At 57.8% G+C, this 17,401-nt stretch carries 12 protein-coding genes; 2 read left to right on the top strand and 10 right to left on the bottom strand.

Annotated features, from left to right (window positions below):
- Nucleotides 1-16: 16 nt before the first annotated feature.
- The 5 genes from NB063_RS12110 to NB063_RS12130 form a co-directional block, all read right to left on the bottom strand.
- Nucleotides 17-1,873: a phospho-sugar mutase gene (locus NB063_RS12110; RefSeq protein ID WP_250928985.1), complete on the bottom strand. Its 1,857-nt coding sequence runs from the start codon at nt 1,871-1,873 to the stop codon at nt 17-19.
- A gap of 142 nt (nt 1,874-2,015) precedes the next feature.
- Nucleotides 2,016-2,942: an ABC transporter ATP-binding protein gene (locus NB063_RS12115; protein ID WP_250928986.1), complete on the bottom strand. Its 927-nt coding sequence runs from the start codon at nt 2,940-2,942 to the stop codon at nt 2,016-2,018.
- Nucleotides 2,943-3,109: 167 nt separating this feature from the next.
- Nucleotides 3,110-5,845, bottom strand: coding sequence for a hypothetical protein (locus NB063_RS12120; RefSeq protein ID WP_250928987.1), 2,736 nt, complete (start codon nt 5,843-5,845; stop codon nt 3,110-3,112).
- A gap of 38 nt (nt 5,846-5,883) precedes the next feature.
- Nucleotides 5,884-6,210 carry a DUF6793 family protein gene (locus NB063_RS12125; protein ID WP_250928988.1) on the bottom strand — a complete coding sequence of 109 codons (327 nt, stop codon included), beginning with the start codon at nt 6,208-6,210 and terminating at the stop codon, nt 5,884-5,886.
- 142 nt (nt 6,211-6,352) lie between these two features.
- The gene (locus NB063_RS12130; protein ID WP_250928989.1) at nt 6,353-8,041 is read right to left on the bottom strand and encodes an RNA polymerase sigma factor RpoD/SigA; all 1,689 of its coding nucleotides are present in this window, start codon (nt 8,039-8,041) and stop codon (nt 6,353-6,355) included.
- A 524-nt stretch (nt 8,042-8,565) separates the two neighbouring features.
- Here NB063_RS12130 and NB063_RS12135 point away from each other — a divergent pair.
- The gene (locus tag NB063_RS12135) at nt 8,566-11,796 is read left to right on the top strand and encodes a [protein-PII] uridylyltransferase family protein (RefSeq protein WP_250928990.1); all 3,231 of its coding nucleotides are present in this window, start codon (nt 8,566-8,568) and stop codon (nt 11,794-11,796) included.
- Nucleotides 11,793-12,929 (top strand): ABC transporter ATP-binding protein, encoded by a 1,137-nt coding sequence (locus NB063_RS12140; RefSeq protein ID WP_250928991.1) that lies wholly within the window; start codon nt 11,793-11,795, stop codon nt 12,927-12,929. Before NB063_RS12135 ends, NB063_RS12140 begins: the two co-directional genes overlap by 4 nt.
- Nucleotides 12,930-12,942: 13 nt before the next feature.
- On the opposite strand, the gene NB063_RS12145 is transcribed toward NB063_RS12140, so the two are convergent.
- The 5 genes from NB063_RS12145 to NB063_RS12165 form a co-directional block, all read right to left on the bottom strand.
- The gene (locus tag NB063_RS12145; protein WP_250928992.1) at nt 12,943-14,232 is read right to left on the bottom strand and encodes a beta-ketoacyl-[acyl-carrier-protein] synthase family protein; all 1,290 of its coding nucleotides are present in this window, start codon (nt 14,230-14,232) and stop codon (nt 12,943-12,945) included.
- A gap of 6 nt (nt 14,233-14,238) precedes the next feature.
- Nucleotides 14,239-14,745, bottom strand: coding sequence for a 3-hydroxyacyl-ACP dehydratase FabZ family protein (locus NB063_RS12150; RefSeq protein ID WP_250928993.1), 507 nt, complete (start codon nt 14,743-14,745; stop codon nt 14,239-14,241).
- 4 nt (nt 14,746-14,749) lie between these two features.
- Complete coding sequence (locus NB063_RS12155) at nt 14,750-15,139, bottom strand: acyl carrier protein (RefSeq protein ID WP_250928994.1); 390 nt, start codon at nt 15,137-15,139, stop codon at nt 14,750-14,752.
- A 34-nt stretch (nt 15,140-15,173) separates the two neighbouring features.
- Nucleotides 15,174-15,698 (bottom strand): 3-hydroxyacyl-ACP dehydratase FabZ family protein, encoded by a 525-nt coding sequence (locus NB063_RS12160; RefSeq protein WP_250928995.1) that lies wholly within the window; start codon nt 15,696-15,698, stop codon nt 15,174-15,176.
- Nucleotides 15,699-15,793: 95 nt separating this feature from the next.
- Nucleotides 15,794-17,245 (bottom strand): class-III pyridoxal-phosphate-dependent aminotransferase, encoded by a 1,452-nt coding sequence (locus tag NB063_RS12165; RefSeq protein WP_250928996.1) that lies wholly within the window; start codon nt 17,243-17,245, stop codon nt 15,794-15,796.
- Between the last annotated feature and the right edge of the window lie 156 nt (nt 17,246-17,401).

Below are 17,401 nucleotides of genomic sequence, written 5' to 3' on the forward strand. Positions count from 1 at the left end.
TCAACGCTCTGGTAGCTTAGGCCACGCTGACTCGGGCGAAGTCGCGGACATCGTCTTCGATCGCTCGGATGCGATCGGCCAGCTTTGTGTTGGCGACTGCTAGGTCCTGCGACTCCGCGGCTTCGAGTCGAGTGAAGATGTAAAACTTCACTTTTGGCTCGGTACCACTTGGCCGGACGGCGACGTAGTTGCCCTCTTCTTCCATGTCCATGATGACCATGTTCCCGACTGGCCCGTCGAGCGGTGAGGTCTCAGGCGTATCGGAAATGGCCGTGACGGTTTGGTTTTGATAATCACGAACTTGCTTGATCGGCATTCCCCCGAGGCTCTTGGGAGGTGCTTCGCGAAACGCTTTCATGAGTGATTTCATTGCGGCCATCCCTTCGCTGCCTTCCATGAAAACGTTGATCAGGTTTTCGCGATGGTATCCGTGGCGTTTGTACAATTCACCGAGGTGATCATGCATCGACTGACCTTTGGCCTTCAGATCAGCCGCCAATTCGCTGGCCAACATGCAGGCGACGGCACCGTCTTTGTCACGCGAGTAGGTGCCGACCAGGTAACCGTGCGATTCTTCACATCCGTAGAGAAAATCCTCAGGGCCTTCGCGGTCCATCGCCTCAGCGATGTATTTGTATCCGACCAGCAGGTCGCCCACGCATCGGACGTCATGTGCGGCGGCAATGCGGCGGACAAGCTCCGTCGTGACCAACGTCTTTACCACGTAGGAACGCTCGCTGATCTTGCCGGCTGCGGCTGACTTATCGAGCACGTAATTGGCCAACAAGGCGGCGATTTGATTCCCGGTAAACGTGCCCCATTCTCCCGCAGTGTCGGTCGACAGAGGAGCGGCGATCCCGAGTCGGTCGCAATCGGGATCCGTCGCTAGAACCAGATCGAATCCCTCGATGCGAGCCTGTTCGATTGGTTTTTCGAAGACGGCGGTGTTCTCAGGGTTGGAAACGTGGCCGGGGACGTTCGGGAAATCGCCGCTGGGCTGTCGATGCGGTTCGTAAACCGTGACGCTTTCGAATCCGTCCCGGACCAACAGCGGCACGACGGCAGCCTCACCGACGCCATGCAGCGGCGAATACAAAACTCGCACTTCGCGTGGCCCGGGAGTTCCGCATGCTGCAGCGGCATCGAGGAAAGCGGCATCGATCTTGTCGGTGACGATTTCGATTTGGCCGTCTTTCAACGCTTGTTCGAAGTTCGCTCGTTTGATTTCTTGGCAACTCATCACGCCGTCGATGATCGCTTTATCGTGCGGGGGCAAAACTTGCGCGCCGCTGGACCAATACACTTTGACGGCGTTGTCGCTTGGCGGATTGTGGCTGGCGGTGACCATGATGCCGCAATCGCACTCCAAGTAGCGAACGGCGAACGACAGTTGAGGCGTGGCGCGATAATCGTCGAGCAAGTAAACCTTGATGCCAGCAGCGACCATCACTTCGGCGCACAACTCGGTGAAATGACGTGAACGATGGCGGGTGTCGTAGGCGATTGCGCACGACAGCGGTTTCTTTCCGCCGTGATATTTGACGACGTAATCAGCGAGACCTTGAGCACTTTCACCGATAGTGCGATCGTTGATCGCGTTGGATCCGATTTCGTACATCCGCCCCCGGCGGCCACCGGTGCCGAACGGGATGATCGTCCAGAAAACGTCATCGAGTTTCTGCCATTGCTCTTCATCGATATGCCGCAGCACGCTCTCCCGATATTCGCGATAACGTTCTTCGGTTAACCAACAGCGGATGTTTTCCGCCGCACCGGCCGTGATTCGTTCCTCCTGTCGAGCCTGCTCGACATGGGCGATGGCGGTTTGGACACGAGGGGAATCGGGGGCAGCGGGCGCGGGCGTCGTTGACATGTGGATTCAGCTTGATTGAGGGTAGAGGAGAAACGTGGGCCTGTGCGTCGGATCGGATTGCGACCGGCCGATGAAGATGAGCCTCACCTGCGCCGGCATTCACCCACTAGCCAGTTTAGGACTTTCCACGCCCCTCGACCAGTTAGCTGACCAGTCCCTGGGTGACGGTCATAAAGACGTCCTCGAGCGTCGGATCACGATCATTAAACGATCGCATCTTGACGCCTTGCTGAATCAGGTACTCAAGCAGCTGAGCCAGTCCCGCATCGTCGGTCTCGAGCTCAGCGATCACTCGGTCAGGACGAATTTCCAAGTCTCGCAGCGCCGGGCTGCTGCGGAGGATCGAAATGCCCGCATCCTCATTTTCGGTAAAAGAAATCTCCACCATGCGGTTTCGGCGGATTTGGCGGTACACCGAATCGATCGGTCCGTGCATCAGCAACTGCCCCCGCTCGATAATCCCGATGGAGGTGCAACAGTCCGCCAGCTCGGTCAGAATGTGGCTGCTGATCAGGATCGTTTTGCCCATCCGCCGAAGTTCCTTGAGCAACGCTTTGACTTCGACACGGGCCCGCGGATCGAGACCGCTGGCGGGTTCATCGAGAATTAACACAGGCGGATCGTGAACGAGCGTTTTCGCCAGACACAACCGCTGTTTCATCCCCCGCGAAAGACCGTTCACAAAATCATCGCGTTTGTGCCCGAGGTCCAACAGTTCGAGCACATTGTCGATGATCGGGCCGCGAGCCGTCCGAGCGATCCCGTAGGCGACGGCAAAGAAATCTAGGAATTCCCAGACCCGCATCCCGTCGTAGACGCCGAAATTGTCGGGCATGTAACCGATCGAACGACGCACCCCCATGGGGTCACCCATCACGTCAAACCCAGCCACCTCCCCGCGTCCGCGGGTGGCTTTGAGCAGCGTGGCAAGGAACCGGATCGTCGTGCTTTTGCCCGCCCCGTTGGGACCGATGAATCCAAACGTCTCTCCCGCTTCGATTTGCAAATGAATGCTATCAACGGCTGTGAATTCGCCGTAGTCTTTGCCGAAACCTTCGAGCGTGATCATGGTGTGTTCTTTGATTCAGCAATAAATGTTGACGTGACCGGCTCGATCGAGATCGGTTTCGGGAGGCCGTTTCCCGCTCCTGTTTAACCCACACACCGGCCGCACGCAACGCACTCGGTGACGGTCGGAAACGCGACGACGCCCCCAAAAGACACTGCGTGCCGCGATCAGGGGGCTGCCGCTTTCGCCCTCGTCGAATTGCCTGATTTGCGAACTAAATCACTGACCATGTTGGCATCCTGGACTGCTTTGGGACGCGGCGTCATGGACAGGTGCACGAGGACGAGGGTTTGCGCACGCACCTGTTTGCAATTCGGTGTAATCGTTAACTCACCGAGAGGTTGTTCTACGCGAGCGACAAGCCTCGCAGATCCTGGCTGAATCATGCCCGGGGTGATCAGACGCTGCATCCAGTCGGTCATCCCCATCGGCAAGTCGCCGGGTACGGTGACGCTGTTTTCCGGCCGCAGGCGGATCGGCTTACGGCTTTCTGAAGACAGCGTCCCCATGCTCGCGATCGAGCTTGATCCGTCGATACTTCTTTCCACCACAAACGCGTCGAGCAATTCGAGCGAGGACTCGTTAACGAGGTAGGCCTGATCAACCGAAGTGAGTGAATCGCTCGACTCCGCTTCCTCCGATGCAGAAACTTGCACTCGTATGGCGCCGTCGATATCAATGATCTGTTCGGTGTGCACGATTCCGTACGAGTTACTACCGACCGAGATGTTGTCGAGCGAGGGGCCGGCCTCGAATCCGAAATCCATTTCCGGCTCAACGTTACCAAATAGATTGGTGTCACCTTCTCCCTGCGATCGTCGTGTGCGGATCACGTCGATCGCGGCATCCGGCGTGGCAAAGTCAACGCGGTAGCGACTCGCCAACGAGTTGTACAAACCGATCACGCGAGTCAGGTGCCCTCGCGAGTAGTCTTTTGGCAATTCGAGCAAGGCGACCTCGTTGCGACTGCGGGCAAAACCGACGTCGAGTTGGGCGGCCCGCGCGACCCACAAAGCACCAAGAATTGCCAGCGGGACGACGGCGAGCCAAGCCCACTCCAATCGCCCCAATAACCGGAATACGAAGTAATTGACGGGGATCAGGACGATCAGATAAATCAGCAGGCTGCGGAAGACCAGCGAGGAGTCGGGGATTGTCACACCGATCTCGTGGCGGAGCGTGTCACGGCCCAACGCAACCATCGGGCTGTCATTCTTCCAACCACCTAAACCACTGACCGGATGCGGCCATGCGTCGTCCCAAATCCACGGTGCCAACGATGAAACGGGCGTCTGTGGCAGGTCGTTTTGCGAAGTGGACTCAGCCACCGCGGAGACATCGTTGACGCGAACTGCCTCATCTTCTTCGTTAGATCGAACCGGTTCCGCGGGCTTTGCAATCGCAGGCATTTTGGCGTCACGCGAAAAAAAACGAACCCCGGTGTTGATCGACGGATGAACCGTTTCGGTTTCGACACCCACGAACGTTTGGTGAACCGGCGGCAAACCCGCCAGCCCCGCCTGCACATCCTCTTTGGGGACCAGCGTCGTTGGATCGAGCGGCATCGACGCCGCGGCGTTGTTTATAAACCTGTCTGGATTTCCCAGGTGAAAAACGCGGGGTGGTCGTGCGAGGATCGCCGAGTTGACGAAGCCGTCGTAGGATCGCCACTCGGTCAGCCACTCGCTCATTAAGTCGACGCGGGACTGGACGATGCGACCGCGTCCGACGCGTTGTTCGACGAGCAGCCCGCCTTCGCCGATCTCCGTGGCGTGAGCACGCTTTTCGCCCGCAACGGAAACTTGAGAGGAGTTCTTCGCGATGTTCTCAGCCACCGATGCGATGGATACATCCGTGTGGATGTTATGCGACCGAACGAATTGCTGCGCCGCCTCGATGTCGAGTTCTTCGACCCCACTCGTTTCGATCGGTAAGAGGTCCTGGAACATTCGATCCGACAGTGAGTCCACACCGGACGGACCGTTGACGATCAGCAGCCCGCCGAAATGTAACCAATCGAGAATGGCGGTCCGCTGCGTTATGGTCAGGGCGGTAACCGGAACATCGTCCCACAACAGGACCGCCGTCGAAGTCCAGTCGAGTGCGGTTTCCGCGATCGGTAGGACGCCCTGCGTGGGCGGAATGACGATGCGGTAGTTGTCGCGACTTTGGGAGAACGATTGTTCGCTGCGAAACGGGGTGACCCAGTTGGACGTTTGCAGTCGGGTGAACCGTTCCGGTCGATCGGTCAGGATGACGAAGAAATACGTCTGAGGAAGCATCGCGGCAAACCGAGACGGATTCAAATCCAAACGACCGGATGAATCGTTGGCAATGAATTCCCCGCCAAAACGGATGGCATCAATGGTCTTAGCCCCACGATTGGGAACGAGCAGTCGCGTGTCGAGCCGGCGACGTTGTCCCTTGGGCAAAACGGCGGGGCGCCGAACGGCGAATGATTTGGCAGAATCCAGTTCGGGGAGTTCGCGTTCCAGCTCGTTTTCAAATGTGACTTCGGTGCGGCCGACTTCGGCACGCGTTTGCACGACACCGCGGCGGTCTTCGCGGTTGCTGCGGATTGAAAGTTCGACGCTCGTCCAGTGTCCCGGTTTGACGGAACCGTCGGGGAATCCACCGTTACCGGCGTCCGGTCGCGAGAGCGGATAGGCTTTTGCTGGAACCGTTGAAAAAGGTGGCTGAAGCTGCTCGAGCTTCTTGGCTTCCTCATCGACGGTTTCGTTCATGCGGCATCCATCGCAGCCCACGATGAGCGGCAATAGGACGATCGCGAGCACCCAAAACCGATGGTCGGTGCCTCGTCCATCGAACAGCGGGCGGTTCGAAAGATTGGGGCGATCGCTCGCCGCGTCGCCGTGGTGGTGCAGCGCTGCAGATGCTCGCACAACGCTTCCGATTAGTGACCACGCTCGGGTGAGCGTGGCTACCATCCCATCACCATGTTCGACTCGATCGCCCGACGGGCTTGGTCGACGTCGCAACCGGTTTCCATTCGGTACAACCGGATCGCGTTGACCTTGTCGCCGGCCGATTTGCTGAGGCAATCACGAGCAATCATGCACGGATCCAGCGTGCGGTCGGTCAATCCCAGGGCACCTTTGCTGATGACCCAGGAATCACGTGGCCGCTTGGTGATTCGCAGCACTTCGTCTTCGGGATACGCGTCGTCGACAACGTCCTGTGCGGAGGATTCGTCGTCGGCCCAGGTGATGATAATGTGAGCGTCGGTTTCGATTTCGAACAAAGGCATGGCGTTATCTCAGGTAGGGGCGAGCACGAGAGGTGGATTCGCGGCGTTGGCCGGGCCCGAACGTGCTCGAAACGCCGACTCCGCCGCATGCCCAGCATAGGCATCACTGCCTGAGTCGGCAAACGGGGAGACCCCGACATTCCTAAATCGCTTCGCTGCTTTCGAAAACCATCAACTCAGCTCCATCGAGGAAACTGACGAGCGATTTTGCTCGATAGGGCTGTTGCAGTTTGCGGACCGCCTTGCTCTCGATTTGACGCACCCGTTCGCGGGTCACTTGGAAAATGCGACCGACTTCCTCGAGCGTGTAGGTGTAACCATCGGCAAGGCCGTAACGCAGGCGAAGGATTTCTCGTTCACGGTAGTTCAGCGTTTCCATCGCCAAATCGATCTGGCGTTTGAGTGCTTCGCGGTTGGTTTCCACCAACGGATCCTGGTCCCGGTGGTCTTGCAAAAACTCGCCAAAGGCGCTGTCCTCGTGATCGCCAACGGGTTGGTCGAGCGACAGCGGCTGACGGCTCATTTTCAAAATCACGCGGGTGTCATCGAGCGACAATCCGCTGCGGGCACAAACCTCTTCCGGGGTGGGCTCGCGTCCATGTTCTTGAACGAGGTCTCGCGTGATTTGGCGGATCTTGTTCATGGTGTCGATCATGTGGACCGGCACACGGATTGTTCGGCTCTGATCTGCGATCGCACGGGTGATCGCTTGGCGAATCCACCACGTCGCATAGGTGCTGAATTTGTATCCGCGGGCATGTTCGAATTTATCCACCGCCCGCATCAAACCCGTGTTGCCTTCTTGGATCAGGTCCAGGAATGAGAGTCCACGGTTGCGGTATTTTTTGGCGATCGAGACAACGAGGCGAAGGTTACCCGCCGAAAGCACGCGTTTGGCGGCATCGTAGTCGTCCCGCAGCGTATCGCAGCGTTCGACGCGGCGTTGCAGCGTGCGGGGCGTCTCGTAGGTCAACCGCATCAGGCAACGCAGTTCGCTACGCAAATCATCGGCCGACGGCATTCCCGCGAGTGCGAGCCGATCAGGTGACGAAAGGATCTCGCGGATCTCAATCATGCGAAGGGCGCTGCGACGAAGTTTTTCAAAGATGGGCTGAAGCTTGTTGGTCCGCAGATTCATCTCTTCAACCAACCGCACCGCTTTGTTGCGGCGGATGACGAGGTTTCGCCATGCGGCACGCCGGCGGCGCATCGGCATCGATTTGTTGATCGCGACGAGAAAATCACCGCGGTTTTGAGCGAGCAGATGGCCGAGTGTTCGCGTGTTCGGGACGATCCGTTTCATGATCGCCTTCTTCTCAGACGCGTTCGTCACGCTGACTTCGATCGTGCGATCCAAACGCAACTGTTTGTCGCGGACCTGTTGCAGCAATTTGAGGGCGGCCTGCAGCATGAAATCGGTTGCCATCATGCAGTGCCGGTAGCGGTCACGCGTGGCTTCAATTTGCACCGCGGCGGAGACTTCTTGGTCGCGGGTGAGCAAGGGGATTTGTCCCATTTGCATCAAATACATGCGAACCGGATCTTCGGTCGGATCGTTGGGCATTTCCTCACGGCGGGCGAGCAAGTCGTCTTCGGAGAGGACGGCAAGGTCGGAATCATCAGAGATCGCGTCTGAGAACTCTTGTCCCATCGTGCGGGAACGTCGGGAAATCGAATCCTCGGCGTCAAACGCGTCGTCCTGTAAACTGCGACTGCTGAATTTTTTGCCCATCATGCTTTCCTCGGTTCCCGGATGATTCTCAGAGCGGTGCGAGGGAACGAACCAAGCACGGTCAGTGCCATCAAGCGATTGGGGCAAAGCGTAAATCATTACAAGTTGTTATCACGAAAGAGGTTAGGCAAGAAAACTTGCCCGCAGGGCGGAGAAGCATGCGGCGAGACATGTGGCGTCCATTCATCATCATGCTGCCTCTACGCAACATCTGATGAATTCTCCCGACTCGTCTCAACGTCCATCATTTGATGCTCATGACGTTCCCCCCGTCCTCGCATGCCAAAAAGTAGGTCAGGTTTCGTGGTGCATCTGAAAAAGCGAGGGTTTCATTGTGAAAATCGACTCGGCTACACCAATCTCTTCTGCCCGTTTAAACTCCGATTCGTGGTGGTTTGTACTCTGGTGATTCGCGATTCTCGAATCGATTTGGAGCTGCGTTTCCCGTCATTTGGGTGTATTGACGGATTTCCGCCGTTGACCCGTTAGACTCCTCCTGAGCGTGGAAAGTTCCCGATAGCGATGACCGGACGAATTTGCTTTCAAATCTCTGTCAGAGAGAGCCTGCGGCGGCACGCGACGGGGCGTATCCTGATGAAGCCGCTTGCCCTCAGGGACCGACAATGGTGAACTCTGTGAATCCTTGGAACGACTATCACCCGCTCGACGATTCGATATTTGTCGATGCACCGGAGTCGCTCCGCGCGTTGAAGGAAATCGCCGCCAGCGGGGCCTCGCAGGACCTGCTCGCCAATCTGTGGCAGGCCCTCCACGACCATCTCGGTTCGATCGATTCGCCCGATGATGGGGTCCGATTACTGTCCCGATTTATCGGCGTGTCCCGGAGCCCGACTTCATTGTTGGCCCTTTTTGAGCGTGACCCGCAAGCACTGCCGTCGCTGCTCCAAGTGCTTTCGACGAGCAACGCGGTCGCCGAACTTCTTATTGGTGACCCCGAGAGCTTCGATCTCCTCCGCGCCAGTGACGGACGCCCGGCTTCTCGGGAGTTGCTCAGTGATGAGTTGGCCAGCGAATTACGGAATATCGCCTCGATCCCGCGTGCGGCGATCGCAATTCGGCGTTACGCGGGCCGCGAAATGTTGCGGATCGCCTACGGTGAGTTTGTCCGCGGGTTGCCACCCGATCGTGCGGCAAGGCAAATCAGCCACCTGACCGATGCGGTGCTCTCGACGGCGCTCGATTTTACGATCGAGCAAACAGCGTCGCGGCTGAAGTACCCGCAGCGGATTGACGGCTCCGAACCGAAATACACGATCATCGCGTTGGGCAATTACGGCGGCGAAGAGATCGGCTACGATTCCCCGCTCGATCTACTGTTGCTATGCGATCAAATCGACCGCAAGAACGAAAGCCATCTCAAATTCAACCGGCAAGTCGCCGCCGGGCTGATCAAATTACTCGGGTCCAATCGCGGTCCCGTCGTATCGATCAACCTGCGTTTTGTCCCTCAACCTGGCGAAGATGTTACGGGACACGATACCCAACGACTAAGCGACCTCACTCGTAGTGGTGACACATCGTCGCGTTTAATTGATTTTCACGATGCGGTTGATGCGGCCGCGTATTTTGAGCGAGAGAATCAAACATTTGATCGGCTCGCATTCGTCAAGGCGCGCGTGGCGGCGGGGGACCGCGATCTCGGCGAAAAGTTCCTGCAACGGATTGAACCTTGGGTCTACCACCGCTTGCTCAGCAGGAGCGAGATTGCCGATATCCGCGTCTTACGCCGCAAGCTCGAAAAACGTGCCCTGTCTGCCGATGCCGAGAACGGCACGCCGATCGCCGACTGCCCTGGTGGACGGCGAGACATCGAGTTGACAATCCAGTTCCTGCAGCTTTTGCACGGCGGAGAACTACCGGAGGTTCGCGTCACCAGCACGCTCGACGCGATCGCGGCGCTGAATCGTCATGGTTGCTTGACTCAGCAAGAAGCCTCGATCCTCTCGGAAAACCACGCTCGATTGTGTCGACTCGAGCATCATCTCGCTGTCTTATTCGATCATCGTGTCACGCACTTACCCGATGACGACGCCGTTCGCACGCGGTTGGCGTGGCGGCTCGGCGTGCGGTTATCGAGTGACTCGGGAACCCGCGGCGGAGCACTGACTCACGGTGACCGCGTACGGTTCGAACAGTTGCTTTCGGAAACATTCGAAGTCAATCGAAAGATCATCAATCACTTGATGGTGCAGGATGTTGCGGCCCAGCCGATCGCGTCCTCAGACGCTTCCGTGGAGACAGCCGAGCCCAGCATCGCTGACAATGACGACGCCGATGTCGTCGAAATCGAAACCGAATTGATTCTTGACCCCGATCCCGATCTCGATACCTACCGGGAAGTGCTACGAGGGCACGGGCTTAAACAGACTGACCGAGCTATCGACAACCTGTCCGCACTGAGCCACGAGACGGTGTCGTTCTTATCGCCCCGTCGATGTCGACACTTTTTTGCGGGAGTGGCTCCCGCGCTGTTGCGAGAGATCGCCATGACGCCGGCGCCGGATCAGACGTTGGCACGACTCGTTGAAGTGACCGATTCGATCGGTGCCAAGGCGACATTGTGGGAACTGCTCGGTACGAATCGGGCAACGTTGTCATTGATGATCCGGTTGTGTTCTTTAGCGCCGTATCTGACTGAAATCTTGATCGGCAACCCCGGCATGATCGATGAACTCGTGGATTCATTGATCATGGATCGATTGCCACGGGCGGAGCGTCTCGATATGCAGACGATTCGGTTGTGCCAGTCGGCCGACGATCTGCAGCCGATCCTGCAGACCTTTAAAGCCGGATGTCACCTGATGATCGGTGTTCGCGATTTTCTAGGTAAAGAATCAGTGGACGCGATCGGGGAGTCGCTCAGTGATACCGCCGATGCTTGCTTGCGCCGGGTGATCGAAAGCGAACACGAGAAGCTGGCCGCGAGATTTGGCGACCCGATTGACAAAAATGGCAAGCCCGTAGAGATGGTTGCCGTGGCGTTGGGCAAATTCGGCGGACGGGAAACCAACTATCACAGCGACCTCGACCTGACCTTCCTTTACACTGCGGAAGGCGAAACCAAGCGGAGAGTGGGCGGCCCACGAACAACGCTTTCGAATCGGCAGTTCTTTAACCAGCTCGCGCGGGCTGTGGTTCAGAAAATCGATTCGCAGACCGAGCGGTTGTACGAAATTGATTTGCCATTCGCGGGCGGAGCCGATGAGACCGTTCTGACGCATTCGATTGAACAGTTCGCGAAACCGTTTCGGCACGGCGGGGCTCCGTTGTGGCAGCGGGTGGCATTGTGCCAAGCGAGACCATGCGCGGGCTCGCGCAAAGCGATCGATCTTGCTGAGATGACGATCCGCAAAGCGATTGAGCAAACCCCGTGGCGAGACAGCCACTTCACTGAAATGAAGGCATTGCGACATCGCAGCGAATCGACCGCCACGCCGGGAAATCTCAAACGCGGGATCGGTGGCACCGTGGATGTTCAGTGCATCGTCGCAGCGGGCGTGTTGAAATCGTCCCACCCGGATTCGCCTAAGATCGCGACCGGTATCGTGGCGGCGCTCAAGGACCTTGCCGAAGCGGGCGTTTACGATCGAGAGGATGCGGACACGCTGATCGAAAACTATCGCTACCTGCGAACGGTCGAAGCAAAGCTGCGGCTCATCGGCACGACTGCAAGACACGAGTTGCCATTGTCGGCCGACGGTGGTGCGGACACCTTGGCGATGAAGCAATTGGCTGACTTGTTAGAGGCAACGGATCCTAGTGAGATCGTTGACCGTTGTGACAAAGCTCGTCAGTCCAATCGGAGTCTGTTTGATCGGTTGATGTCACCGTGACCGATGTCGGCCCGGTACCACCAAACTCGGCGCAACCAGTCCCTGCGTCGTATTTGACATTGCGGGGGATTCGGAAATCCTTTGGCCGCGAGTGCGTTCTCGATGGATTGAACCTGGATGTCAGCGAGGGCGAGTACCTCGTGGTGCTCGGCCCGAGTGGCTGCGGCAAAAGCACGCTGCTGCAGATCATTGCGGGATTGGTTCGTCCCGATTCCGGTGACGTGAAGCTCGCATCGCGATCGCTCGACCGGGTTTCCCCCAAGGATCGTGACGTCTCGATTTTGTTCCAAGACGATCGTCTGTATCCACACTGGAACCTGCGAAAGAACCTCGAATTGGCTTGTGACAGGTCACCGGTGAAGAAGCACCAGAGCGGTGATCCGGTATTGGAATTGGCGCAAAGATTGAACATTGGCGGTTTGCTGCAGCGTCGGCCCGATGAAATCAGTGGTGGGCAGTTGCGGCGGGCGGCGTTGGCGAAGGCGTTGCTGCGACAGCCCGCCGTCTGTCTGCTCGACGAGCCTTTCGCGGCAATCGATACGATGATGAGAGAGGACCTGATTTCGCTGCTGGCGGATTTTCCGCGAGAACGGGGTGGTGGGTGTTCTCAGACTTCGGTCGTGCATGTCACGCACGATGGCGAAGAGGCGATGCGATTGGCCGATCGGATTGTGGTGCTCGGCGGAGGCCGGGTGTTGCAATCAGGAACGCCCGACGACATCTATCGAAAGCCACAATCACTCGATGTCGCCAAAGCCATTGGCACACCACCGGCGAACATGATCGCCGGGAATCAAGTCCGGGCGATGCTAGCAGATCGCTATGATCAGTTAGTTCAAGCACTCCCGGGTTGCCATGATTCATCGACCTTCATCGTACGTCCCGAACACATACGCCTCGCGCTGCAGACGGACGTTTCTGATCGCGATGGAGACATTTGCGACGGTCAATGGCGCTTGGCGGCAACCGTTTTGTCATCTCGCTTTGTCGCCGGCAGATGGCTCGCAAGCATATCCGTTGATGCGGATCGTGAACTCGTCTTAACGGTCTCGTCCCCGCTCGAGATTGGGCCCGCAGGCCGTCACGTGATCGCGCACGTGTCGTTGGCAGACATCGTCTGCGTGCCCGGTTGAAACGGGCGAACGATTAGCCCGCGTACTTGCTAAGGCAGAGCGTGACGTTTTGGCCGCCGAATCCGAAGCTGTTATTGAGGACGTGCTTCAAGTCGGCCTCGCGGGCTTGGTTGGGCACGTAGTCCAAATCGCAATCGGGGTCAGGCGATTCGTAATTAATCGTCGGTGGCAACACGCCATCGCGGAGTGCCATCAGGCACACGATCATTTCGGTGACGCCGGCGGCAGCGATCAGGTGCCCCATCATGCTCTTGGTGCTGCTGACAGGGGTGTTCATCGCGTTTTCGCCGAAGACCTCGCGGCACGCTTTGGTTTCCACGCGGTCGTTGACCTTGGTGCTGGTGCCGTGGGCGTTGACGTAATCGATGTCGGCCGGTGTTAAGCCGGCGTCTGCGATCGACATCCGCATCGCTGCGATCCCGCCGTGGCCGTCCGGCGGGATGTCGGTAATCCGATACGCGTCGGCGGTCGTTCCGTATCCGGCGACTTCACCGTAGATCGTCGCTCCGCGGGCTTTGGCCGATTCGAGCTCTTCCAAGATGACCATGGCGGCACCCTCGCCAAGAACGAAGCCGTTGCGTCCGGCATCGAACGGACGACTTGCCTTGGTCGGTTCGTCGTTGCTCTCGGACAACGCGGTGAGCAGGTTGAACCCGGTCACGCCAAACGGATGGATCATGCTGTGTGTGCCACCGGCCAGCATCGCGTCGGCTTCACCACGGCGAATAATCTCGGTCGCTTCGCCAACGGCTTGGCTGCTGGCAGCACACGCGGTCAGGCAGTTGAAGTTAGGCCCCTGGGCATTGAACCGGGCGGCCAAATGAGCCGCCGGCATGTTTGGTTCCTGTTCGAGCTCTTTGGCCGGGTCGAGCAAGTCGATACCAGCGGCAACGAACCGTTTGGGATCGTATTCGCCAGTTGCAAGTGCCGCCGTCATCATGCGGCTGAACGTTCCGAAGTCTTGATTGCCTTCGCCGCTGCCGAGGTACACGCCCAACCGAACCGGGTCGGAAATCACGTCGAGCACGCCGCTGTCATTGATCGCCTGGGTTGCCGCGGCGATCGCGAATTGGGTGTGTCGTCCTCGGCGAACGTGTTGAGCGCCGTCCTCGACGGCTTTGGTGACATCCCAATTTTTGATTTCGGCACTGATCCGGGTAGGAAAACCGGTAGCATCAAACAGTGTTGTCGGGGCGACACCACTTTGACCCTCTTTCAGACCAGACCAGACCGTCGTGACATCCCAACCCATGGGGTTGATCATTCCGATCCCAGTAACGACGACTCGGCGACGCGACGACATGGACGCTCAAAGATTTTTGTAGTAAGGAATCGGTTTCCCGTCGGCGGTTACCGCGACATGAAAGAAGTTCATCAGTCGCAACATTGCGCGGAGGTCACCGGGATTGAATAGAGGCCCATCAACGAGATGCCCCTCTTCTAAAAATGCAAACATCAAATCGGCTTCGGCCTGCAACTCACCGTTGCAGTGGCTCGTGCCGCTGATCACGGCACCGAGCCCTTGCGTCCGACCGAGCCGGACGTGGTAATTCAGAGTATCACCGGGTCGAGCCGGGGCATGATATTTTACTGTCCCGACCTTGGCCAAGACGACACGTTTGGTGAATTGGAAATGCTCGTGTACGAGGATTCCACCCACCTGGGCGAGTCCCTCAATGATCAACGTCGGCGGCAGCACGGGGTAGCCTAGACTGTATCCGTCTAGAACTTCCTCGTCGAGCGCAACGTTCTTGATGCCGCTGGCATGCGAACCGCTGACGAATTCGGTGAATCGATCGACCCAGAACCAACGCATGAGCTTACGCGTTGATCTTGCTGGCGACGTAGCTGCACAAGTCACCCACGGTGAGCAGGTTGCCGAAGTCTTGAACGCGTGGGTTTTCTTCGAACTTCGAAAGGTCTGCCCATGGCATGCGGGTCTTCAGTTCGGCCATGCCGTCAGCGGTGACCACGCCATCTTGGACGTATTGGCTGTTGGTCAAAATGTCTTCAGGCGACAGTTCTTCGCGAGGAATTTGGATGTCGAAAGACTTTTCGAGCTTGAAAACGATATCGAGAAAGTCGATCGACTCGGCACCGAGGTCACCAACGAGTGTGGCGTCAGGTGTTGCTTCCTCTTCGTCCACACCGAGAGCATCGACCAGGGCGGCCTGCACCTTTTCAAAAATTTCGTCTTGAGACAACGACATCGTGCGTTCCTATTCGTGGTTTAACTAAAAAGTATTAGGGTGTCATGGTTGGTGACATGTTTTCCCCAGGCTGCACCAGAGCAGCGACAGGAGGACAGTCACCGTAAAGTTGAAAAAATTGCTCGCGAGCGAGACGTTTGAGGTCGGTGTCGGTATCAAGATGATCGGGATCGCCACTAGAGCAGCTTTCTAAAATCAGCCGGGCGGCTACCGTCGTGCGATCGCCTTTGCGGGCGACGGCTTTGACCGTCGTCATGACTCCATCGGTCTTGGAGATTTCAGCCTCGATCGTGAGCGTTTCGCCGGGGGAGAGGAAGTCGCCAAACTTGACGTTGCGAACTTCCCGCACCAAAACCAACGCACTGTCGAAACCCGGCGACATGCGGATTAACCACACCGCCGCCTGATGCAATGCCTCGAGCATCATCACACCGGGCATGACCGGAAAGCGTGGAAAGTGATCCTTCAAGTACTCTTCGTCAGCGGCCAACGTGCGTTCGCCGACCAGCCGATGGCCGGGTTCGAGGAAGGTGATGCGATCGAGTTGACTGTATTTCATGTGGGGAATCTTAGTGGTCCGCCCAAAACCCCTCAACCGGAGATTCATCCCAGAAATGCCCGCTTCGCAAAATTTTCGCCGTCGGCGTAGCTCGCCTAACCCAATTTTGCTTTCAATTGGGCCAATCCCTGGTCGAGCAAGTCGACCGCCGCATCAATATGAGCGGTCGACGTAATCACCGGCGGAGGTAGGAATCGCACCCGAACCGGCGACGCGCCGCACAGAAAACCGAGCAAACCGAGGTCGTAGAGGATCCCCATCAGCATTTTGGCTTGGTCGAGCGATCCGTCCCCGGGGGTAAATCCGATCATCATGCCTTCTCCCCATGGCCCCCGAATCAGGCCAGCGTGTTTGGCCGCGAGCTTTTCGAGTTGCCCGGCAAAATACTGATGTCGGGCCACATTCGTCCCCTCGGCGCCGAAGCATCCGTTCGCTTCGAGCAGGTCCAGCGTCGCCAATCCGGTGCGAATCGCGGACGTCGACCCCGTGAACGTCTGGCTCAGGATCGGTGACGTGGGGTGAAATTCTTTGCGATACAGCGTCGCGCACACCTGCGTGATTTTCCCGACCGTGACAATGTCGGCAAACGAGTCCAGCCCGTAATGCTGGAACGCGAAAGGTCGGCTCGTTCGTGAAAACGACTGGATTTCGTCGAAAATGATCGGAATCCCGGCTTCTCGAAGCGGACCGCACAGGGCCGCGAAAAAATCGTGACTGCCCGGATAGTACCCGCCCTCGCCCGCGATCGGCTCGGCCCAGAACGCCGCGTGTTTCTTGGGATATCGAGCGAGCAGCTGCTTCAACTCGTTGACCGCCCACCGGGTCGAACGTTCTGGATTGTGCGGATCCAAGAACGGTAAATAGTCGACCTGGATTGCGAGCGGGATGCCATCACGATAGCTCGGTCGATCTGTCAACGCCGCCAAAGCGATCGAGCGACCGGCAAAAGCATTGTCGAACGCGATGATCCGGTTGGCCGGTTGGGCGTGGTGAAAGGCGAGTTTGAGCGCGTTTTCATTGGCCATCGCGCCGCTGGTCGAAAGCAATCCGTGCTCAAGCGGAGCCCCAGACTCACTCGCCAAAGCCAACAATCGGCTCAGCATCTGAACGCTAGGCACGTTTTGCTGCAGATTCCCCTGCATCACGGTGTCTTCGATCGCGGCATCGATACTTGCCTCGACCATCGCCGGATGCGAGTGGCCGCAACCGTGCACCCCGATCCCGCCGATGAAATCCAACTTGACGCTTCCGTCGGCCAATTCCACGTAGGGGCCGTTGCCCAGCCCCGAAGCGAAATACGGCCACAAGGGCGGGCCACCGCGGGCGCGAATGTAATCCTGCGTAATCGCTTGATAGGATTCGCTCAATTCTGGATTGGCGGCCGCGACGTTGTCGAGCGACGCCGCGTGTTCCTGGACCGCTTCGGCGATCAAGCGTTTGGCCTCGGAAATCCTCGGATCATTCTGCAAGGAACTGGCGTGCAGCGGCGACGCGTTTTTCGATTGGTTTGACGTGTCGGCTGACGAAGAGGCGGCGGAAGAAGTCATGGATTTCGTTTTCGCTGAAAAACGCTGAGAGTTCAGAGGAAGTGAGGGCGAGTCATCATCGTCGTTTGCCGACGCTTTGACAATCGTTGATCTTTCGGGGTTCGGCGCCCTAGGTAATTTGAGTCGCCTTTTTGCTTCCTTCCGATTGTTTTGGTC

This window comes from Aporhodopirellula aestuarii (assembly GCF_023701485.1).
In the GTDB taxonomy this organism is placed as follows: domain Bacteria; phylum Planctomycetota; class Planctomycetia; order Pirellulales; family Pirellulaceae; genus Rhodopirellula; species Rhodopirellula aestuarii.

Bases quoted from the DNA above. Each gene is read 5' to 3' on its own strand.
- NB063_RS12110 (WP_250928985.1), bottom strand. From the start codon at position 1,873: ATGTCAACGACGCCCGCGCCCGCTGCCCCCGATTCCCCTCGTGTCCAA.
- NB063_RS12115 (WP_250928986.1), bottom strand. From the start codon at position 2,942: ATGATCACGCTCGAAGGTTTCGGCAAAGACTACGGCGAATTCACAGCC.
- NB063_RS12125 (WP_250928988.1), bottom strand. From the start codon at position 6,210: ATGCCTTTGTTCGAAATCGAAACCGACGCTCACATTATCATCACCTGG.
- NB063_RS12130 (WP_250928989.1), bottom strand. From the start codon at position 8,041: ATGATTTACGCTTTGCCCCAATCGCTTGATGGCACTGACCGTGCTTGG.
- NB063_RS12135 (WP_250928990.1), top strand. From the start codon at position 8,566: ATGGTGAACTCTGTGAATCCTTGGAACGACTATCACCCGCTCGACGAT.
- NB063_RS12145 (WP_250928992.1), bottom strand. From the start codon at position 14,232: ATGTCGTCGCGTCGCCGAGTCGTCGTTACTGGGATCGGAATGATCAAC.
- NB063_RS12150 (WP_250928993.1), bottom strand. From the start codon at position 14,745: ATGCGTTGGTTCTGGGTCGATCGATTCACCGAATTCGTCAGCGGTTCG.
- NB063_RS12155 (WP_250928994.1), bottom strand. From the start codon at position 15,139: ATGTCGTTGTCTCAAGACGAAATTTTTGAAAAGGTGCAGGCCGCCCTG.
- NB063_RS12160 (WP_250928995.1), bottom strand. From the start codon at position 15,698: ATGAAATACAGTCAACTCGATCGCATCACCTTCCTCGAACCCGGCCAT.
- NB063_RS12165 (WP_250928996.1), bottom strand. From the start codon at position 17,245: ATGACTTCTTCCGCCGCCTCTTCGTCAGCCGACACGTCAAACCAATCG.